22 protein-coding genes are annotated in these 21,508 nt (G+C 66.4%); 5 read left to right on the top strand and 17 right to left on the bottom strand.

All coding sequences use genetic code 11. The features are described from left to right. Positions 1-6 precede the first annotated feature (6 nt). A complete protein-coding gene (fdnG, locus tag AC6LKD_RS18895) occupies positions 7-3,075 on the bottom strand; it encodes a formate dehydrogenase-N subunit alpha (RefSeq protein ID WP_498117081.1) in 3,069 nt (1,022 codons plus the stop codon). A gap of 307 nt (positions 3,076-3,382) precedes the next feature. Here fdnG and AC6LKD_RS18890 point away from each other — a divergent pair, with 307 nt between their 5' ends. Both AC6LKD_RS18890 and AC6LKD_RS18885 read left to right on the top strand, forming a co-directional pair. Beyond that, a complete protein-coding gene (locus AC6LKD_RS18890) occupies positions 3,383-4,855 on the top strand; it encodes a DUF1254 domain-containing protein (protein ID WP_498117080.1) in 1,473 nt (490 codons plus the stop codon). A 50-nt stretch (positions 4,856-4,905) separates the two neighbouring features. Beyond that, a complete protein-coding gene (locus AC6LKD_RS18885) occupies positions 4,906-5,409 on the top strand; it encodes an acyl-CoA thioesterase (protein ID WP_013391074.1) in 504 nt (167 codons plus the stop codon). 97 nt (positions 5,410-5,506) lie between these two features. Here the strand turns inward: AC6LKD_RS18885 and AC6LKD_RS18880 are convergent, their stop codons facing one another. From AC6LKD_RS18880 to ssuE, 9 genes are all read right to left on the bottom strand, one after another. After that, the gene (locus tag AC6LKD_RS18880) at positions 5,507-6,514 is read right to left on the bottom strand and encodes a sterol desaturase family protein (protein WP_498117079.1); all 1,008 of its coding nucleotides are present in this window, start codon (positions 6,512-6,514) and stop codon (positions 5,507-5,509) included. Between the two features lie 2 nt (positions 6,515-6,516). Then, positions 6,517-7,275, bottom strand: a complete 759-nt coding sequence (locus tag AC6LKD_RS18875) for a polysaccharide deacetylase family protein (RefSeq protein WP_498117101.1) — start codon at positions 7,273-7,275, stop codon at positions 6,517-6,519. A gap of 88 nt (positions 7,276-7,363) precedes the next feature. Beyond that, positions 7,364-8,344: a YVTN family beta-propeller repeat protein gene (locus AC6LKD_RS18870; protein ID WP_498117078.1), complete on the bottom strand. Its 981-nt coding sequence runs from the start codon at positions 8,342-8,344 to the stop codon at positions 7,364-7,366. 173 nt (positions 8,345-8,517) lie between these two features. Further along, complete coding sequence (locus tag AC6LKD_RS18865; RefSeq protein WP_498117077.1) at positions 8,518-9,366, bottom strand: DUF2950 family protein; 849 nt, start codon at positions 9,364-9,366, stop codon at positions 8,518-8,520. A 23-nt stretch (positions 9,367-9,389) separates the two neighbouring features. Next, positions 9,390-10,817 carry a DUF3300 domain-containing protein gene (locus AC6LKD_RS18860; protein WP_498117076.1) on the bottom strand — a complete coding sequence of 476 codons (1,428 nt, stop codon included), beginning with the start codon at positions 10,815-10,817 and terminating at the stop codon, positions 9,390-9,392. Positions 10,818-10,940: 123 nt separating this feature from the next. Further along, positions 10,941-11,156 carry a TOBE domain-containing protein gene (locus tag AC6LKD_RS18855; RefSeq protein ID WP_006227327.1) on the bottom strand — a complete coding sequence of 72 codons (216 nt, stop codon included), beginning with the start codon at positions 11,154-11,156 and terminating at the stop codon, positions 10,941-10,943. A gap of 64 nt (positions 11,157-11,220) precedes the next feature. Further along, complete coding sequence (locus tag AC6LKD_RS18850) at positions 11,221-12,117, bottom strand: ATP-binding cassette domain-containing protein (protein ID WP_498117075.1); 897 nt, start codon at positions 12,115-12,117, stop codon at positions 11,221-11,223. Next, a complete protein-coding gene (locus AC6LKD_RS18845; protein ID WP_498117074.1) occupies positions 12,114-12,605 on the bottom strand; it encodes an ABC transporter permease in 492 nt (163 codons plus the stop codon). Before AC6LKD_RS18845 ends, AC6LKD_RS18850 begins: the two co-directional genes overlap by 4 nt. 3 nt (positions 12,606-12,608) lie before the next feature. Further along, the gene (ssuE, locus tag AC6LKD_RS18840) at positions 12,609-13,229 is read right to left on the bottom strand and encodes an NADPH-dependent FMN reductase (RefSeq protein ID WP_492275835.1); all 621 of its coding nucleotides are present in this window, start codon (positions 13,227-13,229) and stop codon (positions 12,609-12,611) included. 241 nt (positions 13,230-13,470) lie between these two features. Between ssuE and AC6LKD_RS18835 the strand changes: the two genes are divergently transcribed. Continuing rightward, a complete protein-coding gene (locus AC6LKD_RS18835) occupies positions 13,471-13,908 on the top strand; it encodes a universal stress protein (protein ID WP_013391065.1) in 438 nt (145 codons plus the stop codon). A gap of 18 nt (positions 13,909-13,926) precedes the next feature. Here AC6LKD_RS18835 and AC6LKD_RS18830 read toward each other — a convergent pair whose 3' ends face one another. The 4 genes from AC6LKD_RS18830 to AC6LKD_RS18815 form a co-directional block, all read right to left on the bottom strand. Continuing rightward, positions 13,927-14,934 (bottom strand): 2Fe-2S iron-sulfur cluster-binding protein, encoded by a 1,008-nt coding sequence (locus AC6LKD_RS18830; protein WP_498117073.1) that lies wholly within the window; start codon positions 14,932-14,934, stop codon positions 13,927-13,929. 12 nt (positions 14,935-14,946) lie between these two features. Further along, positions 14,947-15,426, bottom strand: a complete 480-nt coding sequence (locus AC6LKD_RS18825; RefSeq protein ID WP_013391063.1) for a GlcG/HbpS family heme-binding protein — start codon at positions 15,424-15,426, stop codon at positions 14,947-14,949. Between the two features lie 39 nt (positions 15,427-15,465). Beyond that, entirely contained in the window at positions 15,466-16,875 is a 1,410-nt protein-coding gene (locus tag AC6LKD_RS18820) for an aldehyde dehydrogenase family protein (RefSeq protein WP_498117100.1), read from the bottom strand. Positions 16,876-17,108: 233 nt separating this feature from the next. After that, the gene (locus AC6LKD_RS18815) at positions 17,109-18,641 is read right to left on the bottom strand and encodes a hypothetical protein (RefSeq protein ID WP_013391061.1); all 1,533 of its coding nucleotides are present in this window, start codon (positions 18,639-18,641) and stop codon (positions 17,109-17,111) included. Between the two features lie 229 nt (positions 18,642-18,870). Here AC6LKD_RS18815 and AC6LKD_RS18810 point away from each other — a divergent pair, with 229 nt between their 5' ends. Next, positions 18,871-19,614 carry a sulfite exporter TauE/SafE family protein gene (locus AC6LKD_RS18810; RefSeq protein WP_173144501.1) on the top strand — a complete coding sequence of 248 codons (744 nt, stop codon included), beginning with the start codon at positions 18,871-18,873 and terminating at the stop codon, positions 19,612-19,614. A gap of 79 nt (positions 19,615-19,693) precedes the next feature. Next, complete coding sequence (locus AC6LKD_RS18805; protein ID WP_013391059.1) at positions 19,694-20,413, top strand: GntR family transcriptional regulator; 720 nt, start codon at positions 19,694-19,696, stop codon at positions 20,411-20,413. Positions 20,414-20,468: 55 nt separating this feature from the next. Here AC6LKD_RS18805 and AC6LKD_RS18800 read toward each other — a convergent pair whose 3' ends face one another. From AC6LKD_RS18800 to AC6LKD_RS18790, 3 genes are read right to left on the bottom strand one after another with little or no spacing between them, the layout of a single operon-like run. After that, positions 20,469-20,819 carry a 2Fe-2S iron-sulfur cluster-binding protein gene (locus AC6LKD_RS18800; RefSeq protein WP_332011821.1) on the bottom strand — a complete coding sequence of 117 codons (351 nt, stop codon included), beginning with the start codon at positions 20,817-20,819 and terminating at the stop codon, positions 20,469-20,471. Continuing rightward, positions 20,816-21,145, bottom strand: coding sequence for a hypothetical protein (locus tag AC6LKD_RS18795; RefSeq protein WP_013391057.1), 330 nt, complete (start codon positions 21,143-21,145; stop codon positions 20,816-20,818). Before AC6LKD_RS18795 ends, AC6LKD_RS18800 begins: the two co-directional genes overlap by 4 nt. 5 nt (positions 21,146-21,150) lie before the next feature. Further along, positions 21,151-21,450: a 2Fe-2S iron-sulfur cluster-binding protein gene (locus AC6LKD_RS18790; RefSeq protein WP_013391056.1), complete on the bottom strand. Its 300-nt coding sequence runs from the start codon at positions 21,448-21,450 to the stop codon at positions 21,151-21,153. Positions 21,451-21,508 lie beyond the last annotated feature (58 nt).

Genomic DNA, 21,508 nt, shown 5'->3' with positions numbered 1-21,508 from the left:
GTCTCCTTAAGCCTTCTCGACCTGCACCAGGAACGACTTGAATTCCGGCGTCTGGGAATTCCCGTCGCCCACGAACGGCGTCAGGGTGTTGGTGAGGAAGCCGGGTTTGGCCAGGCCCACGAAGCCCCAGTGGATGGGGATGCCCACGTGATGCACCGTCTTGCCCTCGACGGTCAGCGCGCGCAGGCGCTTGGTGACCAGCGCGACCGCCTTGATGTAGCCGCGGTTGGACGACACCTTCACGCGCGAACCGTTGGCGATGCCCAATTCCTTGGCCAGCGCCTCGCCGATCTCCACGAACTGCTCCGGCTGGAGGATCGCGTTGATGCGCACGTGCTTGGTCCAGTAGTGGAAGTGCTCCGTCAGGCGGTAGGTCGTGGCCACATAGGGGAACTTGTCCACCGTGCCCATCGCGGCCAGGTCGTCCTTGAAGACCCGCGCGGCCGGATTGCTGGTGACCCCCTTGGCCTTCGGATACAGCGGGTTGTAGCCCAGCGGCGTCTCGAAGGGTTCGTAGTGCTCGGGGAACGGCCCTTCGGCCATGCCCGCCCGCGCGAAGAAGCGCGCCACGCCCTCGGGATTCATGATGAACGGACCCATGCCGCCGTCGGGGTTCTCGTCGCCCTTGAAGTCGGGGATGTCGGCGCCGGTCCAGAACTTGCCGTTCCACGAAACAAGGCTGCGGCGCGGGTCGAACGGCTTGCCCGTCAGGTCACAGGACGCGCGGTTGTACAGGACGCGGCGATTGGCCGGCCAGGCCCAGGCCCAGTTCAGGGTCTGGCCTATGCCGGTCGGATCGCTGTTGTCGCGCCGCGCCATCAGGTTGCCGCCGGGGCCCCAGGCGCCGGCGAAGATCCAACAGCCGCTGATGGTGGAACCATCGTCGCGCAGTTCCGCGAAGCCGGCCAGTTGCTCGCCAGCCTTGCGCGTCACCTTGGACGGGTCCTTGGGATCCGTCAGTTCCACTAGCGCCTTGCCCGTGTATTCCTTGGCCAACTCTTCCGCAGTGGGATTCTGCGGATTGGAGTACGGCCAGGACAGGTTGACGATGGGGTCGGGGTACTTGCCGCCCTCGTCCTGGTACATCTTGCGCAGGCGCGTGAACAGCAGCGCCATGATCTCGATGTCGCTCTTGGCCTCGCCCGGAGGTTCGGCGCCCTTCCAGTGCCATTGCAGCCAGCGGCCGGAGTTCACCAGCGTGCCGTCTTCCTCGGCAAAACAGGTGGTCGGCAGGCGGAAGACCTCGGTCTGGATCTTGGACGGATCCACATCGTTGGCTTCGCCCGCGTTGCGCCAGAACTCGGAGGTCTCGGTGACCAGCGGGTCCATGATGACCAGGAACTTCAGCTTGGCGAAGCCGGCATTCAGCTTGGCCTTGTTGGGCGCGGCGGCCAGGGGATTGAAGCCCTGGGCAAGGTAGCCGTTCATCTTGCCCTGGAACATGAGCTCGTAGACCTGCAGCATGTCGTAGAGCTTGTCCAGCTTGGGCAGGTAATCGAACGCCCAGTTGTTTTCGGCCGTGGCGGACTTGCCCCACCAGGCCTTCATCAGGCTCACGTGGAACTTGCTGTAGTTCTGCCAGTAGCTCAGCTGGTTGGGCCGCAGGGGCTTCTGCGTGCGCGACTCGATGTACTTGCCGTAGTCCTGTTCGGGCTCGTTGGGCAAGGTCATGTAGCCGGGCAGCAGGTTCGACATCAGGCCCAGGTCGGTCAGACCCTGGATGTTCGAGTGCCCGCGCAGCGCATTCATGCCGCCGCCGGCGATGCCGATGTTGCCCAGCAGCAGCTGCACCATCGCGCCGGTACGGATGATCTGCGAACCGATGGAATGCTGCGTCCAGCCCAGCGCGTAGAGAATAGTTGCGGCGCGGTTGGTGGTGGCGGTGGAAGCCAGCATCTCGCACACCTTCAGGAACTTGTCCTTGGGCGTGCCGCAGACGCGCTCGACCATGTCCTCGGTGTAGCGCGAATAGTGCTTCTTCAGCAGCTGGTAGACGCTGCGCGGGTGCGCCAGCGTCGGATCGGTCTTGACGTAGCCGTCGTCGCCGCGCTCGTAGTCCCAGCTGGCCTTGTTGTAGGTGCGCTTTTCGGCGTCGTAGCCGGAATACAGGCCTGCGTCGAACGCGAAGTCTTCGCGCACGATGAAGGAAAAGTCCGTGTAGTTGCGCACGTACTCGTGCTGGATCTTGTCCTTATCCAGCAGATACTTGATGACGCCGCCCAGGAAAATGATGTCGGTGCCGGTGCGTATGGGCGCGTAGAAGTCCGCCACGGATGCCGAGCGCGTGAAGCGCGGATCCACGACGATCAGCTTCGCCTTGTTATGGGCTTTTGCTTCCGTGACCCATTTGAACCCGCAAGGGTGGGCCTCGGCGGCATTGCCGCCCATGATCAGTACTACGTCCGCGTTCTTGATGTCGACCCAATGGTTCGTCATCGCTCCACGGCCAAACGTCGGGGCAAGACCTGCCACCGTCGGGCCATGTCAGACACGGGCTTGGTTGTCGAATGCCAGTATCCCCATGCTGCGCACGGTCTTGTGCGTGATGTAGCCGACCTCGTTGCTGCTTGCCGAGGCCGCCAGCATGCCGGTGGTCAGCCACCGGTTGACGGTTTTGCCATCCGCGGTCTTCTCGACGAAGTTCGCGTCGCGGTCGGCCTTCATGAGCTTGGTGATGCGAGTCAGGGCGTCGTCCCACGACATCCGTACCCACTTGTCCGAACCTGGCGCCCGGTATTCCGGGTACTTCAGGCGGTTGGGGCTGTGGATGAAGTCGATCAGGGCAGCGCCCTTCGGACAGAGCGTGCCGCGGTTGACGGGGTGGTCCGGGTCGCCTTCGATGTGCATGATGCTGGCACGGGCGTTCTTGGAGCCGTCGCCCAAGCCGTACATCAGCAGTCCACAGGCGACCGAACAGTAGGGACAGGTGTTGCGCGTTTCAGTCATGCGCGCAAGCTTGTACTGGCGGACTTCGGCCATGGCCGTGCCGGGGGCAGCCCCCAGCAAAGCCAGGCTGGAGCCTGCCAGCGTCGCACCGGTCACCTTGAAGAACTGGCGGCGATTCATGTTGACCATGAAACACTCCTCTCCTGGTGAATGAAGAAAGCCTTAAGGCCGCCGAAGCGAAAAGGCCCTACGACTTCCAAGGACATTTTCCCGAGTATAGGCCTTGCGCGACGGCCGCGCCATGAGATCAGTCCTAAGACTGGCCCGTCCTTATGTCTGAGATTTGGATGCCAAATCCGGTTTTTTCGCAGATTTTGGATGATCCCGCGGCTGCTACCATTCCCGGCTGCCTGGACTGGCCGGCAAGCTTCCCGCTGCGGGGACGCCGCGCCGGCCCGCTCTCCCTCTTTTCCCCCGCATGTCCGTAGGAGCGCCGATGCGCCGCCTTGTTGCCCTGGCCCTGTCTTTCGCCGCCGTCGCCGCGCTGGCGCCAGCCGCGCCCGTCCTGGCGGCGCCAGCCGCCCCAACCCCGGCAGCCGCCGCCACCGAAGCAGCCCACCAGGCGGCGATGGAAGGCTATCTCTACTTCTATCCGCTGGTCACGATGGACCTGACCCGCCGCCAGTTCACCCATCCGTCGCGCGGCGCCGAAGGCGCCCCGGCCAATACCTTCCTGCACGGGCGCGCGCTGCCGCAGCCCGGCGCCGCAACGCCCTGGGCCAATCCCGACATGCTGCGCAGCGCCGCCTGGCTGGACCTGACTTCCGGGCCGGTGGTGCTGTCAGTGCCGGATACCCAGGGCCGGCTCTACACGCTGACGCTGCTGGACATGTGGACCGACGTGTTCGCCATGCTGGGCAAGCGCAGCACCGGCACGGCCAAGGGCAATACCGTGATCGTGCCGCCGGGCTGGAACGGCGTGCTGCCCTCTGGCATGGCGCGCATCGACGCGCCTACCGCCCATATCTGGGCCAAGAACCTGATCCAGACGGGCGGGCCATCGGACTACCCCGCAGTCCACGGCTTGCAGGACGGCTTCGTGCTGACGCCGCTGGCGCAATGGAATTTGCCCGCGCAGGCGCAGCGGGTGAAATCCGATCCTTCCCTGAATCTGCGGATCCCCGTGCGCGAGCAGGTTGAATCCATGCCGACCGACGCCTACTTCGAGTACGCGGCCGAGCTGCTGCGCAAGAATCCGCCGCATCCCACCGACCAGCCAATGCTGGCCAAGCTGCGCGGTGCGGGTCTCATCGCCGGCCGGCCGTTCGACTTCGCTCAACTCGGCCACCCCGCCAAACAAGGCATGCGCCGCGGCCTGCGAACGGCGCGCGAGCGGATGACGGCCGCTGCCGGCGGCACGGTGCGCAGCGTGAACGGCTGGCACCAGGAAACCGCCAACCTCGGCGTCTACGGCAATTCCTATCTGCGGCGCGCCCTGACGGCGCAAGCGCAGCCGGGCGCGGGCCTGCCCGAAGACCTGAGCGTGCTGCTGCTGGCCGCCGACAGCCAGGGCGCGCCGCTGGATGGCGCGCACGGCTACACGCTGCATTTCGAGAGCGGCCAGTTGCCGCCCGCCGCGGCGCTCTGGTCACTGGCGGCCTACGATGCGCAAGGCATGCCGTTTGCCAATCCGCTGAGCCGCTACGCGCTGGGCGACCGCGATCCCCTGCGCTACAACGCCGACGGTTCGCTGGACCTGCGCATCAGCCACGCGCCCCCCGCGCCCGAGGAGCAATCCAACTGGCTGCCCCTGCCCGCCGCCGGGCCGGCAAGCCTGCTGCTGCGCGTCTATGCGCCCGAGCCGGCGCTGCTGGATGGATTGTGGACGCCGCCCGCCCTGCTGCGCGACGCCCCGCCCGAAGAATCGGTGGAAGCGCCTGCGGAAAACACTGAAAAGACCCAGCCATGACCGTCGCCTGCCGCTACCATAGGTGTTTTATTCAAGATTGAACGACCGCCATGGACGAAGCCTTTAGCCACCAACTGTCGATGACCATCCTGATGACGCCGGACATGGCGAATTTCTCGGGAAATGTGCACGGCGGAACCATCCTCAAGTACCTGGACCAGGTGGCCTACGCCTGTGCCAGCCGGTACGCAGGCCAATATGTGGTGACCCTGTCCGTGGACCAGGTAGTGTTCCGCGAACCCATCCACGTGGGCGAACTGGTGACCTTCCTGGCAGCCGTGAACTACACCGGCCGCACCTCGATGGAAATCGGCATCAAGGTCGTCACCGAGGACATCCGCAAGAAGCTGGTGCGCCACACCAACAGCTGTTACTTCACGATGGTGGCTGTGGATGAGCAGGGCGCGCCGACCGCGGTGCCGCCCCTGGAACCGCGCAACCTGGAAGAAAAGCAACGCATGGAAGCCGCGCGCCTGCGCCGCGAACTGCGCCAGGAAATGGAACGCCGGCACGGCGAGATCAAGCGGGAGACCACGCACGACGGTCAGCCCTGAAACGGGCTTCCAGACCGATCCTCCCAAATAAAAACGAGCCCTACCGGGCTCGTTTTTATTTGCGCGTTTCCAACCGGGAAAGCGCGTGGGGCAGTTCTCAGGCGCGTTCCGCGGAAGCCGGCGGCGCCGGTGGCGCGGCGGCAGGCTCGCGGTCGCGGCCGACCATGCGCTTCAAGCCCAGCCACTGCTGCGACCAGAAGCTGCGGCCGTAATCGCGCCCGCCCAGTTCCGCCTGCTGGTCATGGATGCCGGTAGGGCCGTAGCCCACGCCGAAGCGGGCGGTGCGGAACAGCACGTCCCAGATGGGGAACAGCGCGCCGAAGTTGTAGCCGCCCACCGGCCCTGGCGAAGACGCGTCGTAGGCGATGGAGTGGTGATGGCGGTGAAAGCGCGGGCTGACCAGCAGGCGCTCGCCGATGGCGCCGAAATGCATGCGCAGGTTGGCGTGCGAGAAGCTCTGCGCCAGCTGGGTGATGGCCACCACCATGACGAACTGCGCGGGCGGCACGCCCACCAGCTGCGACACGAATACCACCAGCACGTCGCGCAGCATGTCGTCCAGCAGATGGTTGCGGTCGTCGCTCCAGATCGTCATCTGGCGCTGGCTATGGTGCACCGCATGCAATGCCCAGAGCCAACCGAAACGATGCTGGGCGCGATGGTAGAAGTAGTCCACCGCGTCGAACAGCAGCAGGTAGATGATCAGGCTGATCCAGGCCTTGTCCGTGACGCCGGGCCAGTACTGGTCCAGCTGGAAGGCCGCGAAGCCCCAGACGTGCAGTTGCCCGAACACGCTGTCCCACAGCGGGTCCACGGTAAAGAACAGCAACAGGCGGAACGCGCCCAGGCGGTGGATCAGCGTGTACAGCACGTCGATGCCGATCTGGCGGCGGTCGGTCACGGCCTCCACGGGGCGCAGGCGCTGCAAGGGGCCGAATATCAGCACCAGCACCGCGATCTGCAGCAGGCCGACCAGCAGCCACATGGTGGCGTCGTAGCCGTCTTCGATGAAGTTGCTCATGCCCAGGTGGAACAGCGCGGGCTGAATCGCCGTTTCGAAGAGCCATTGCTGGCACTCTCCGAACAATTGACTAAGCGTATCCATGATCAATGATGAGTAGCGATCCAGTCGCGGTAGGACGGGTGCGTGTCCAAAGTAGCAAAACAATAGCCCTTGCGCTGCAAACCGACAATCAGCGGCTCCAGCACGGCCGGCGCCCAGGGGTCCTGGCGCGACCAGATGCCCAGGTGGGCCAGCAGGATGTCGCCGGGCTTGATGGTGCGCAGCGCCTGGTCCAGCAGGCGGACGTTGGGGTATTTGTCGCTGGGCAGTTCATCGCCCAGGAAGCCGGCGGGCGCCCAGCCCACGTGCTCGAAGCCGCAGGCCTTGGCCGCCTTCAGCAGCGCGGGCGAGGTCTTGCCGCCGGGCGCGCGGTAGATCGGCAGCATGTTCTTGCCCGTCATCTGGTGGAAACGGGTGACGGACCGCTTGATCTCGGCGCAATACTGCTCGGGCGTCCATTCGGCGCGCTTGCCCGCGTCCGGACCGGCGCTGGGCTTGACGCGGAACTTGCCGCCGGGCAGGTCGGCCTGCCAATAGACGTGATCGTAGGTGTGCGAACCGAAGACATGGCCTTCGGCCGCGCGCGCCTTCCACCACGGCGCCCACACGTCATCCAGGCTGGAGCCGTCGGTCAGCGTGCGCTCGTTGGCCAGGAAGAAGGTGACCTTGACGTTGTGGCGGGCCAGCACGTCGGCGATCAGCGGGGCCACGCCCATGTGGCCGGTATCGAAAGTCAGGTAGACCGGCTTGTCGCAGGTGGCAGGCGCGGCCGTTCCCAGGGCGGGAAAGGCCAGCGCGAGCATCACGGCCACAGCCACATGCCGTTTTGCCGGCAAGCGCTGCCCCTTGGGGGGCAGCAAGCCCGCGCAAGCGGGCGCGGCGTGGGGGCTCTTACCTCGTCGGAGCATGGTTCAAGGTCCAGACGCCGTGAGGCGACTTGCCCACCGGCACCTGATTGACGACCGTCTTCTGCTCAAGGTCCACCACCGTGAGCTTGCGTGCCCAGCGCGAGGTGACCAGCAGGGTCTTGCCGTCGGCCAGCACGTCCATGCAGTCCGGGCCGCCCGGCACCGGGAAGGTGTCGGTGACGGCCAACGTCTGCAGGTCGATGCGGCTGATGGAATTGGCGGTACGGTTGCTGACGAACAGATGGCGGTGGTCGCCCTGCGCGCGGAAGGCGTGGGCGCCCGCGGCGGTCTTGATGCGCGTCACCAGCTTGGCCGGGCCGTTGCTGACGTCGTAGGCCTCGACGTAGGAGTCGCCGGTCAGCGCCACCAGCAGGGTCTTCTGATCAGGCGTCAGGAACACGTCGGCCGGCGTCTTGCCCACCGACACCGTCCACTTCGGCGTCTGCGTGGCCAGATCGATGGCGATGAGCTGATCGCTGTCCTGCAGCGTCACGTAGGCCGTGGTGCTGTTCTTGTCGATCATGATGTGGCTGGGCGTCTTGCCGGCCTGGATACGCTTGACCAGCTTGAGGTCGAAGCCCTTTTCCAGCGGATGCCAGGAATAGATGTCGATGTGGTCCAGGCGGTTGGCGGCGGTCACGAACCACTTCATGTCCGGCGAAAACTGCAGCTGGTAGGGATCGACGATGCCGGTCAGCGTGCGCTGCACTTCACCGGTCTTGGGATCCATCAGCGTGATCGAATCGCTGGTGGCGTTGGCCACCATGAGCGACTTTTCGTCGGGGGTCAGGTACAGGTGATGCGGCTCTTTGCCCGTGGGCACGCGCCGCAATTCCTTGTAGGTGGCCGGATCAACGATGCTGACGTTGGCGTCCAGGGAGTTCAGGACGAAAATCGGGGCCGAGGCCGCCGCGGCGCTCAGCGCCATCCCTACGCCGAACAGGGCGTAGCGGACAAAATGCATGGGATTCAATTTCTAGGTCCGGCAAAGGGGTATCGGGCAGGGTCCCGGTGCTCGCCATTTTAGGCACAGCGCGCTGACAAAAGGGCGTCGCGCCACGCGATGCGGACAAACGGACACGCCTGTTGCGACCCAGCAACAGGCGTGCGCGGATTACTCCCCGAAAGCCGGAAAAATCATTTGGTGCCAACGGGTTGCGCGTCGGCGTCGGTCCAGGTTCCGGCACTGATATCGCGTTCCCGCAAGGCGGCGGCGCGCGCCGCGGACGCGGGTCCCAGGTCGGACTCCAGTACGCGCCCGTCGGGACCGATGACAAAGGTGTCGATGCCGGTCTGCCCGTAGCGGGCCGGCCAGGCGACGATGCGGTACGAACTGCCGTCGGCGCCCGGCATCACCTTGTACCGATAGCCGTAATAGGCGTCGTCCAGCGGCACCTCCGGCCCCATGCTGAGCGCGTCCAAGCCGTAGGCCTGCTGAGGCGCGCCAGGCACTTCGGGCCAGTACAGGCCGTCGCGTTGTCCCGGACGGCTGACCAGGCGGCTCGCATAGCGCCCTTGGCCCACGCTGTCCTTGTAACGGCCCTGGGCCGCCTGCAACTCCCGCAGCGTCGCGATGGCGGTCAGTTCGTTGCGACCGATGGCGCGGCGGCGGATTTCCGCCGTGCCGGCTGCCGGGTCGAAACGCCAGCCCTGCCCGGCACGCACAATGGGTACGGGCAGAGTCCAGCCCGAATCCCCGACCGCCAGCCAGGAACGGCCGCCGGCGGCCACGATTTCGTGCTTGCGCGACCAGGCCGCCAGGAAACGGTAGATATCGTCCTGCGCCACGCCACCCGGCACGATCTTCCGGTGATTCGGCCCCAGTACCTTGGCCAGTCCGTCCAGGTCGCCAGTGGCCATGGCGTCGACGAAGGCGTCGGCGGCGGCCTGCGGGCTCGGATACAGGCTTTGCGCGGCGACGGGGGCCGCGAGGCCCAGCGCCAGCAGCGACGCGGCGCCCAGCGCGCGCAAACGAGCAATGGTCATGAGAGTTCCCTTGTCCATGGTGCTTATCTCCGGCCGCCGAAATGTCCGCCGCCGCCACCGCCGCGTCCGCCGCCGGCGTGGCCGCCCCCGCGCGCGCCGCCTCCGCCGCCGCGGTTCATCTCGCTGCGGCTGTGCTGCTGCCGCATCTGATCGCCGTTGCCGGCGCCGCTCAGCGCATTGGCGCTATTGGAAGCACGGCCCCTGTCGCGCGCGGCCGCTTCGTCCGCGCGCTGGCGCTGGGACGCGGCCTGGCGGTCCTGCGTCGACACGCTGGAGGAAGGCCGGTTGTGCTGCGCTTGTCCGCCGCCCTGGGTCCGGTCGCGGGCGCCCTGCCCGCCCTGTCCGCCTTGCTCGGCTCGCTGGCCTTGCCCTTGTCCTTGCCCGCGGCCGGCTGCGGCATCGCCCCTGCCGGCGGCGCCTTGGCCACGTCCCGCGGACGGTCCGGAATGGCCGGCAATGGATTGCCCGGTGCGACCCTCGAACGACTGCGCCGCGCGGTCACGGGCGGCATCGCGGGAACTGGCGGCCGGCGCCGCGCCCGGCGTACGGCCGCCCTGGCCCTGCGCCCGGCTCTGCACACCGGCCTGGCGCTGGCTGTCGAAACGCTGCCGGCTGGCCTGGTCCGCATACGGGGTATTGCCGCGGTTGGCGGGATTGTGCTGCCAGTTGGTCCTGTTGTTGTTGATGTTGGTCCGGTCGATGCGCTGGTTGACGTTGATGTTGTTGTAGCGGTTGACGTCGATATCGACGTCGTTGTGCCCCCAGTCGAACCCGCCCCACATGGAGTTGACCGCGGCCACGCCCAGGCCGAAGCCTATGCCGGCCACCAGCGAGGTGGCGAACACCGAGCCCGGAGGCGGCGGATAGTAGTAAGGCGGATAGGAAGGATAGGCCCAGGCGCCGTAGACCACCGTCGGGTTGTAGCTGGGCACATACACCACCTGCGGATCGGCCGGCTCGATCACCACCACCGTCTTGTCGTTGGTGGTGTTGGAGGTGACCTTCTGCTGCGGCGTGCTCTTCAGGTTGCCGGCTTTCTGCGCCTGGACTCGCAGCCGCTGGACCGAGTCCATGACAGCGTCGGGTTGCGCCAGGAAGGCGTCGCCCACGGACTTCACCCAGTCCGGCTGGCGGCCCATCATGTCCATGACCGAAGGAAATGCCACCAGGGATTTGACGCTGGGATCCCAGGCCTCGCCTTCGACAGCCTTGACGGCCTTGTCGCCGGATTCCGAGGTGTGCGCGGCCGACCACTTGGCGGCCGCCGCGACATCGTCGGGGTAGGTCGCCCCCATGAGGATTTGCGAGAGCAGCGAATCCGGATACAGCGCCACGGGCGCCATCAGCTGATCCAGTTGCGCGTTGTCCAGCTTGGTCTGCGCCGTGGCGGGGAAGCAGGCAACCAACCCCAGGCATAACCAGCCGATGAACCATTGTTGCAGTCGACGCATTTTCCGTTCTCCGTGAATCGCAAAACATGCTGCCACAAGCCAGGAGGAAATTGCCGGATATCGCGCAGACAATATATGCCTAACGCCGGCGCAGGGGAAGCGCCGGCGCGGATCTGTTTCGGTTCACAGTTTGGCGACGGAAACCTCGGTCGCCTTGACGAAGGCCAGCACCTCGGTGCCGACCTGCAAGTCCAGTTCCTTGACCGACCGGGTAGTGATCACCGAGGTCACGATGCCGGCCGGCGTATCCACGTCCACCTCGGACACCACCGGGCCCAGGATGATTTCCTTGATCTTGCCGCGGAACTGGTTGCGGGCGTTGATGGATTGAATGCTCATGGGTCTTGCTCCTGGTGTGTGGGGCGGCGCCATGCCGCCCCTGCGTGAATCACGGGGTGCGGCCTCAGACCGCGAGCCGCAGATGCCGGATCTGGATGACGGGCGCCAGCGGCCGATCGGCGTCTGGCGTGTCTTGCTGGCGCAGCGCGGCGCGCAGCACGCGAGCCTCCAGCGCGGCGAACGCGGCCGAGCCGCGCACGCGTGGATGCGCGAGGCCGACACGCTCGTCCAGCACCACGCCGCCTTCGTCCAGCACCAGGATGCGATCCGCCAGCGCCACGGCCTCGGCCACGTCGTGGGTCGCCAGCACGGCGGTAAAGCCCTGCTGGCGCCAGAGGTCTGCCAGCAGCCGCTGCGCCTCGATGCGGCTCAGCGCGTCCAGCCCCTCGAAAGGCTCGTCCAGCAACAGCAGGCCGGGGCGGCGCGCCAAGGCCCGGGCCAGCGCCACGCGCTGACGCTGCGCCTCGGACAGCTGCGCGGGCCAGTCGCCGCCGTGGCCGTCCAGGCCCACCTGCCGCAACGCATCTGCCGCCTGCGCCGTGCCGGGCAGGCCCAGGGCCACGTTGTGCAGCACGGTCTTCCAGGGCAGCAGGCGCGCGTCCGGCAGCAAGAGGCGCACACGGCTGTCGGGCGCCCAGTTGGGAAAGTTGTCGAACAGCAGCGGCGAGCGGCTCGGCTCTCCGCCCTGCTCGCCGCTGGGCGCAAGCTGGCCGGCCAGCAACTGCAGCAAGGTGCTTTTACCGCTGCCGGCGCGCCCGACCACCGCCACGAACTCGCCGGCCGCGATCTCCAGGTCCAGCGCCTGCAATGCAATGCGGTCGCCATAACGCTTGGCAAGCTTGCGCAAGGTCACGCGCAGCGCAGCTTGCGGTGCAGGCTCGGACGCTTCGTCCGGCTCCGTCCGCGCGCGCGCGTCCAGGTGCTGCAACAGTTCAAACTCATTGGGATTGATAAACATCATCGCGGCCTCCAGCGCAGCAGCCAGCGCTCGAGCACGCCTACCAGCGCCCCCGATCCCAGGCTGAGGCCCGCGTACAGCGCGATCCCCAGCAACAACGTCGCCACGCCCGGGGGCACGCTGTCCAACAACGGCAGCCTGCCCGGGCCCGCCGGCGTCGCGTAGAGTTCCAGCGCTATCAAGGTCAGCCATAAGAGTCCCAGCCCCTGCCGCAGGCCCGTCAGGATGAACGGCAACGCGCCCGGCAGCAGCACATGCCGATAAAGAGACCAGCCGTCCAAATCGTGCGAACGGCCGGCTGCGACCAGCGCCGGGTCCACCGCGCGTATGCCGCGCACCGTCTGGTATAGAAGCGGCGCAAGCAGGCTCAGCGGCGGCAGGACCTGCCTGGCCGTCTCGCCGCTGCCCAGCCACAGCGCCGCCAGCAGCGCGGGCGCGAGCCAGCGCAGGATCGGCGTATCGGGAGGGGTGTAGGCGTGGGCGCGGCGCATGGGTCACACGCTGAAACTGCCCGCAAGCGCGAGCCGACCCAGGTCGTAGGATTGATTGACAGATGCGCCGCGCGGCAGCACCTGTTCGGACAGGCGCTCCACCGAGTCCTCCAGCCGCCGCCGCGCCTCGGCGTCGATCTCACCCACGCCGAATTCATCCACGCGGACCTGCGCATCGGTGGCATAGACGCCCGCCAGAATGTGGCGCGCACCCAGCGCGGACAGCACGGGCTTCAGGCCATATTCCAGCGCCAGCAGATGCGCGGGGCTGCCGCCCGTGGCGATGGGCAGCACCACCTTGCCCGCCAGGGCCTTGGGATCCAGCAAATCCAGCACCGCCTTCAAGCCGCCGGAAAACGAAGCCTGGTAGACCGGCGTGGAAATCAGCACCGCATCCGCCGCCGCTACCCGCGCGCGCAGCGTATTGGCCGCGGCGCTGGCGTAGTTGCCTTCTATCAGTTCTTCGGCCGGGATGTCGCGCAAGCCCAGCTCGCCGACGCCCAGGCCCCGCGACTGCAGGATCCCGGCAGCGTGCCGCAGCAGCACCGAGGAACGGGAGCGTTGCGACGGACTGCCCGCTATGGCAAGTACGCGGGCATAAGCCTGGCGGCGTGGCGATGACATGGAAGTTCGTTTCCGGATGTGGGTTCAAGGCGTCGAACCGATTCTGTCATCGCCGCGCGGCGCGGAAAAATACTTAGTCGATATGAGGTTATGTTGCAGCCCGGGTTCGGCTTCTTTTGGAAATATGCGCGGCGGGCCGCCCGGGAACCTCGTCCGTATGCAGGACTGGATTGCGCCTGACGGCGAGCCTATACTGGATTGGCGAGTTGCTCCCTATTCCTTTCCCTAAAGGAGAGGCAACATGTATAAGCACCTGCTCGTCGCCGTGGACGGCTCCCTGCTGTCCGAATCGGCTTTCAAGCGCGCTCTTGTTTTCGCCAAGGAAATGGGAGCCACCATCACGCTCATCCGCGCCATCCCGGAGGACCATCTGCTGGTCTACCAGGCCGAAATGCTGGGCACCACGCAGGCGCAGCATACCGACCAGGCGCGCAAGAACGCGCAAACCTACCTGGACAACCTGGAAATGGAAGCGCGCCACGCGCTGGTGCCATGCAACGCCGTGGTCACGGTCAACGACCACCCCCACGAGGCCATCGTCGAAGCGGCGCAGAACCAGGGCTGCGACCTGATCATCATGGGTTCGCACGGCCGCCATGGCATGACGGGCTTCTTGCTGGGCAGCGAAACCCAGCGCGTGCTGGCGCGCACGCGCCTGCCGGTGCTGGTGTACCGCTAAATAGGCATGCGTGGCCGCTCAGGCGGCGGCCAGCGCGTGCTGGAAGGTGAAGCTGTCGGAATACATGTGGTCCAGGCTGGCGCCGCGCGCGGCCAGGAGGCTCTTGGCTTCGCGGATCATTTCCGGCGCGCCGCACAGGTAGAAAGCGTGCTCGGACAGATCCTGGTGGTCCTCCAGGACCGCCTGCTGCACGTGGCCGCGGCGACCCAGCCAGTCCGCACCCGCGCGCGACAGTACCGGCACGAAGTTGAACTCGTACAGTCTTCCCGCCCAGCTTTCGATCACCTCGCGCAGATAAAGGTCGGCCTCGGTGCGCATGCCCCAGTAAAGCGTGACGGGCGGGCAGTCTTCGTTGTCCAGCAGCGACTCCAGAATGGCCTTGATGGGCGCGATGCCCGTGCCGGTGGCCATCATGATGAGCGGCCGCCAGTCTTCCTCGTGATAGCTGAACACGCCCAGCGGCGCTTCGATCTCCACGCCGGCGCCGGCCTGCGCCTGGCCCAGCCACTGGTCGGTGTAGCGCCCGCCGGGGATGCGGCGCACGTGGAAATCCACCAGGCCGCCGGCGGGCGCCGAGGCCATGGAAAAGCTGCGCGTCTCGCCGTCGGGCAGCACCACGTTCATGTACTGGCCCGGCACATAGTCCATGCCCTCTTGCGGCAGCGCCAAGGTCAGGTGGATGACGTCGTCGCAGAACTTTTCGATGCAGTGGATGGTGGCCGGCAGGCGGCGCGGTTCCGGAAACGACTGCCGGCTGCTGGCCACGCTGATGCAAAGATCGCCCAGGGGCCGGGCCTGGCAGGCCAGCGCATAGCCTTCGGCTGCCTCTTCCGGCGTCAGGGCCATGGGGAACTCTTCGTAGTCCACGGCGCCGGACTCCAGTTTGATGCGGCAGGTGCCGCAGCCGCCGAAGGTGCACTCGTGCGGCAGCTTCACCGCCGAGCGTTCGGCGGCCTGCAGCACGGATTCGCCTTCTTCGACCTGGAACGACTCGTCGGTTTGCAGGATATGCACGCGGTATGCCATGGCCGGCCTCGCTTATTTCTTGATGTCCGCCTCGACCAGCACCTTCATGCCGCGCGGCTCCAGCAGCGTCGCCAGGGCCGCCAAGGCGGCCAGGCCGGCCTTGGTGTCCTGTTCGCCGTTGCCGCCGCTCAGGCCCACGCCGCCGATCACCTCGTTGTTCACCACGATGGGAAAGCCGCCGACGAATACGGCGAATTTGCCGTCGAAGCTCCACTGGATGCCGAAGGCTTCGTTGCCGGGCAGCGCCGGACCATTGGGCGGGGTGTTGAACAAGTGCGTGGAACGCTTGTGCCCGGCCGCCGTGAAGGCCTTGTTCCAGGCGATTTGCGGGCCGGTGATGCGGGCGCCGTCCATGCGCTCCAGCGCAATGGGATAGCCGCCGTCGTCGACGATGCAGATCGTCTCCAACACGCCGATCTCTTCCGATTTGGCGATGGCCGCGCGCACCATCACGCGCGCTTCTTCAAGTTCCAGACGATAGACCTGCTTCATGGGGATGACCTCCTCTGCTTGCGTTTAGGAACCGCGGCCTCAGCCGGCGCGGTAGACAGTCTTGATCTGCGTGTAAAACTCCAGCCCCACGCGTCCCGATTCGCGGAACGTGGAGGTGCTGGAATGCTTCAGCCCGCCGAACGGCGCGTTGATCAGGTTGCCGGTGGTGGTCCGGTTGATCTTGACCGTGCCGGCCTGGATGTCGCGGGCGAACCGGTGCGCGTAGCGCGCATCGGTGGTGGCGATGGCGGCCGACAGGCCATATTCGGTGTCGTTGGCTTTGGCAATGGCGTCCTCGTAGCCGTCCACCTCGATCAGCGCGATCACGGGCCCGAAGATCTCTTCCCGGGCGATGCGCATCTGCTGCGTAACGTCGGTGAACAACGCCGGCGACACGTAATACCCGCGCTCGAACCCGGCGCCCGTCAGGCGCTCGCCGCCGCACAGATGGGTGGCTTCCTGCTTGCCGACGGCCACATAGCCCAGCACGTTGTCCAGCTGCTTGGCGGTGGCCAGCGGCCCCAGGTCGAAGTTGCCGTCCAGGCCGTTGCCTATGGTCAGCGCCTTGATGCGGGCCAGCAGCTTGTCGGTGTAGGCCTGGCGCACGCGCTTGTCGACCAGCACCCGGCTGGTGCCGGTGCAGGCCTGGCCGCTCAGCGAGAATCCGCCCTTCACCGCCAGGTCCACGGCACGGTCCAGGTCGGCGTCCGCCAGCACGATCAGCGGATTCTTGCCGCCCAGCTCCATCTGCGTGCGGGTGGTCAGCCCAGCGGTCCGGTGGATCTGTTCGCCCGCGGCGGTGGAGCCGGTAAAGGAAATCGCCCGCACCGCGCGCGCGCCCGTAATGGCCTCGCCCACCGCGCCGGCCGGGCCGGTCAGGAAATTCAGCACCCCGGCCGGCAAGCCAGCCTGCACGAAAGCCTCGGCCAGCCGGTAGCCCGACATGGGCGCGTCGGACGAGGGCTTGAACACCACGGTGTTGCCCGTGATGAGCGCCGGGGCGATCTTGCGGGCGGGAATGGAAATGGGAAAGTTCCAGGGGGAAATCACCGTCACCACGCCCAGCGGTTCGCGCTGGCTGTAGACCACCATATCCGGATCGTCGTTGGGATAGGTTTCGCCCGTAAACGACTGCCCTTCCACCGCATAGAAGCGGATCGTCTGCGCCGAGCGCAGTACCTCGTCCTTGGCCAGGTTCAGGCTCTTGCCCTCTTCCCGGGTCAATTCGCGCGCGATGTCGTTGGCGTGGTCTTCCAGGTGCTGGGCCGCGCGGAACAGGATGGCGGCGCGCTTGGAAATCGGCGTATCGCGCCAACCGGCAAAGGCGGCTTCGGCGGCGGCCACCGCCTGGCGCGCATCCTCGGCGTCCGAGACCTGGAAACGGCCGACGATGTCGGCGGTATCTGCCGGGTTGATATTGGGCGCCGTCTTGCCGGTGCCGCTGGGCATCCAGCTGCCGCCGATGTGATTCAGGAATGTTTGCTGCGAGAGATCGTCCACGGGAGCGCTTCCTTGGTCTGCGCCCGGCTGGCCGCGAGTGCCTGAGCGGGCTGGCTTACTTATGAACATTGTATACTTTAATCAATATGGATCGATACGTGTAAACCCCTGCCCGGTATCGACCTCGCCCTTGGGAAAAAAGGGTCCCCGCAGGGACCCCAAAGCAGCGCCACAAACAGGGTTCAACTCCAGATCAGCACCGCGCAGATCGTCGAAACGAACAGCGCCAGCAGCACCGGCAACAGCAGGGCGCGCACCAGCGACAACACGTTCACCCGCGCGAAGCCTGCCACCGCGATCAGCGAGGACCAGGCGATCAGCGTGCCGCCCCCGGTCCAGACCGCGCCCATCTGGCCCACCGCCGCCAGCGTCGCCGGGTCCACGCCCACCACCGGGCCCAGGGCGCCCGACAGCGTGCCGGTCAGGGGCAGGCCGGCAAAGCCGGAACCGTCGATGCCGGTGATCATGCCGACCAGCAGCACGCCAAAGGCCACCAGGAAGTGGTTTTCGGGGATCAGGTGCTGGCCGGCGGAAATCACCTCGAACAGCAGGCCCGGCGCCTGCGCCTGCGGCACGCCCAGGATCTGCGCGGCGGTTTCGTTGGCGCCCACGAAAAAGAAGCCGGCGATCGGCAGCACCGAACCCATGGCCTTGAAGGCGAACACAAAGCCGTCGGTGACGTGTTCCGGACAGACGTCCAGCATCTTGCGCGGGCCTTCCGCGGCCAGGGTCACCAGCATCATCACCACGAACGCCACGCCGCCCACCAGCGCCGCCGCGTCGCCGCCACGCAGCGCGGGCAGGGACGGGAACAGGCGCGGCAGCACCATGACGGCGATCACCGCCAGGAAGGCCAGCGGGGTCACGACCGCGAAGGTCTTGGACCAGCGCACTCGACGGCGCTCCTCGTCGCTCAGGGCCGGGCCGCTAGGCAGGGAGGGATCGGCGCCCATGGTGCCGCGGGCCAGTTCGGCCTTATCGAAAGAGCCAGACTGCTCGATGCGCGCCAGGCTGCCGTCCTGCGCGCGGGCCTGCCAGGCGGACAGCAGCGCCGCGTCGGCCGGCACGATGTGCTTGCGGATCAGCAGATAGGCGGCCACCAGCGCCACCCCGCCTGTGATCAGCGACAACACCAGCGCGCGGTCCGCGACCACGGCGGCGCTGACCGCCGCCCCCGCTGCTTTGGCGCTGATGCTGGGCGCCACGCCGATCACGTAGTCCGAGGACAAGGCCATGCCCTGGCCGGCGATGGCAATGGCCATGGCGCCCGCCAGCGGCGGCAGGCCTGCCGCGATGGCCGCGGGCAGCAGGATGGCGGACACCAGCGGCACCGCCGGCGTGGGCCAGAAGAACAGCGAGATCACGTAAGTACAGAGGGCGATGATCAGGAAGGACGAATGCCCGCCCCGCATGACGCGGCGAAACGGCTGCACCATGCGCACGTCCGCCTGCAAGGTCTTCAGCGCATTGAGCAGCGCCGTCATGAAGGTGATCACCAGAAAGATGTTGAACAGCTCCTTGGCCGCCACGAAGCTGGCCGAGAAGATGCCTATCAGGGCGCTGATCGGATTGCCCGTGATGGCCAGCACCACCAGAAAGGTGCCGATCACCGACGGCACCACCACATTGGCCCGCAGGATCATCGTGAGGATGATGGCGGCCACGCTGATCAGGTACATCCAGTGAGCAGCGTTGAGCACTACGTCCGCTTGCATGTGCTATTCCCCTTGTATGCGTGGCTGTCGTATCACCACATTCGGTATACTATATTTCGTTTGTAGCCATACCAATCGAAATATGCAGCGCCTAGGGAAAGCGATAATTCTGAAAAATCCATGAATAGCGTCGGAAAATCAGGGGATTACCCTAGTTTTTGAAGCACTTCATGAAATTCGGAAAAATCCTGGATAGACTATCGTATACATAGTAAGAACACATCCAGGCATGACATCTTCCCTGCCGTACCCCGATCTTCTCCAGTACGCCACCATGGCCGCCGTGGTGTTCGGCGCCGCGATCGCGCAGGGCGTGGGCGGCGTGGGCTTCGCCATGTTCGCGGCGCCGGTGGCGGCCATGTTCTTTCCCCAATTGGCGCCGGGGCCACTGCTGACACTGGGCGGCTTCATTTCGCTCTTGACCGCGCTGCGCGAGCGCGCCGCCATCGACTGGCCCTCGGTGTCCTACGCGCTGGCGGGCCGCGCCGTCGGCACGCTGATCGCCATCTACGCCATGACGCGCTTCGCGCCACAGGCGCTGGGCGTACTGTTCGCCGCCTTGATCCTGGTGGCGGTGGCGCTGAGCGCGGCGGGCCTGCACTTTTCCGCCACGCCTGGACGCGTGTCCGGCGCGGGCGTGGCCTCCGGCATCATGGGCACCATGACCTCGGTGGGCGCGCCGCCCATCGCCATCGTGATGCAGCACGCGGCGCCGCCGCGCCTGCGCGCCACGCTGGGCATGGTGCTGTTCCTGGGCTCGATCTTCTCGCTGGCGATGCTGGCCTGGGCCAAGCGCTACACGGGCTATCACGCCGGGCTGGCGCTCAGCCTGGCGCCTTTCCTGCTGGCCGGTTTTGCGGTCTCCAACCGGTTGCGCCACCGCCTGCCCCCGCGCGCCGTGCGCGGCGTGCTGCTGGCGGTATGCGCCTTGGGCGCGCTGGGCGTGCTGGCCAAGGCTTTTTGGGGACACTGATGCGGTTCGCCCCCAAAGCCACGCGGCTACACCCGGTAATACAATGGAGACTGTATCCATTAAGCCGAACCTGCTCGCCATGACAACCTCACCCGTCAGCCCGCAAGCCGCAGAAACGCAGCACTCCGCCCCGCTGAAGATCGGCGAGCAGCATCCGCAGTTGTTCGCCGTCATCCGCGACAAGCTGCGCGAGCGCATCCTGAGCGGCGAATTCACGCCTGGCGATCGCCTGGTGGAAGGCCGCCTGTCCGAAGAAATGGGCGTGTCGCGCATCCCGGTGCGCGAGGCGCTGCGCGCCCTGGCCGCCGAGGGCCTGGTGACCATCGAGCCGCGCCGCGGCGCGTCCGTGTCGGTGCTGTCCGACGCGGTCGCTTACGACATGGTGGAAGTGCGCGCCACGCTGGAAGGCCTGAACGCCAAGCTCGCGGCGCAGCGCCGCGACGAAAAGACCGTCGAGCGCCTGCAGGCTTTCCTGCGCGAAGGCACCGAGGCCGCCCGCAGCGAGCAGCTGGACAAGTTCCTGGCGTTGAATTCCCAGTTCCACGAAATGCTGGCCACCATCGGCGGCAACGTGGTGCTGACCGATCTGATGCGTTCGCTGCGCGACCGCACAGCGCTGCTGTTCGCGCCCAGCAACATGCTGCGCGCCAAACAGAACTGGGACGAGCATTCGCAGATTCTCAATGCGGTCATCGCCGGCAACGGCGATTTGGCGGCGCTGCTGGCCAGCCAGCACGTGCACAACGCCGCCAAGGCCTATACGGAAGCGCAGCAGCAGCCGCACGCATCGGTGGCCTGAGCCGGCCCGCGCATAAGCCGGTCCAGGCCCGCCGCGTCCTGGCGGGCAGCCGCCCTCAGGTCGCCGCTTCGACAGGATCGGACGCCGCGCCGACCACCACGCCCTTGCCGTTCTGGATCACCCACGAAACCTTCACGTCGCCATTGACGAAGGTCTGGCAAGCCATGCGGTAGCCGGCCTCGAAGTCCTCCGGGCGCAGGTGCTTGCGCTCTTTCGGCTTGATGGCATCGGTGTTCTCCAGCCCTTCCTCGATGCGGCACTTGCAGGTGCCGCACAGGCCCCCCCCGCACTTGAAGGGGATGCCGCCCTTTTCCTTGAGCGACACGCGCAGCAGGTTGCTGTTCTCGGGCGCCGTGGCGACCATGCCGCCATTGGAAATGAATGTGATCTGGACCATATTGTTCAATGCTCCGCTGCGACCGCGCCCGGGCGCAGCGTCAGGGTCGATTCCATGCTGCCAAAGCGCGTCAGGTGGGCGAGTTCCTTGCGGGCCGCTTCTACTGACGCGAACTTTTCCAGGAATTTGGAAGGCACGCGGTTCACCACGTAGGGCGGGGTTTCTTCGGTGACGACCAGCTTGGTGTCGCCATGCAGGCGGGCGATGCAGTAGACCGCCAGCGCACGGCCGTAGAAGGCGTAGTCGTAGGTTTCCAGGATGTCCACCGCACCCTGGTCCGCTTCCGTGCGGAACACCCCAGGCTTGCTGGTCAATATGACGTACACCGGGTCCATGGCCGCTATGCCTCCAGGTCCTGGACCAGCTCGATGTCGCTGGTAAGCCAGAGCTGGCACGCCAGCCGGTAGCCCTGGTCGATCCGCTCGCCCAGCTGCTTCTTTTCCTTCCAGTTGACCGGCGGCAAATGCTCGGCCCCCGCCAGCACACGGCAGGCGCACTTGGCGCACTTGCCCATGCCGCACTCGTAGCGCAGATGCGGATACGGAAACTGCTTGATGCCGGCCCGCACCACCAGGTTGGTGTTGTCCTTCACCACGTCGGTGTAGGTCTGGCCGCCCTTATGAAACACGATGGTAGGCATGGGTTTTCTGCTCTGGGATCTGCGGGCCGCGGCCGTCCGGCACAACGCACCGGACGGC

The organism is Achromobacter sp. D7-1 (assembly GCF_059760445.1).
The sequence above is the reverse complement of the archived record's forward strand: the minus strand, read 5'-3'. Positions and strand labels throughout refer to the sequence as shown.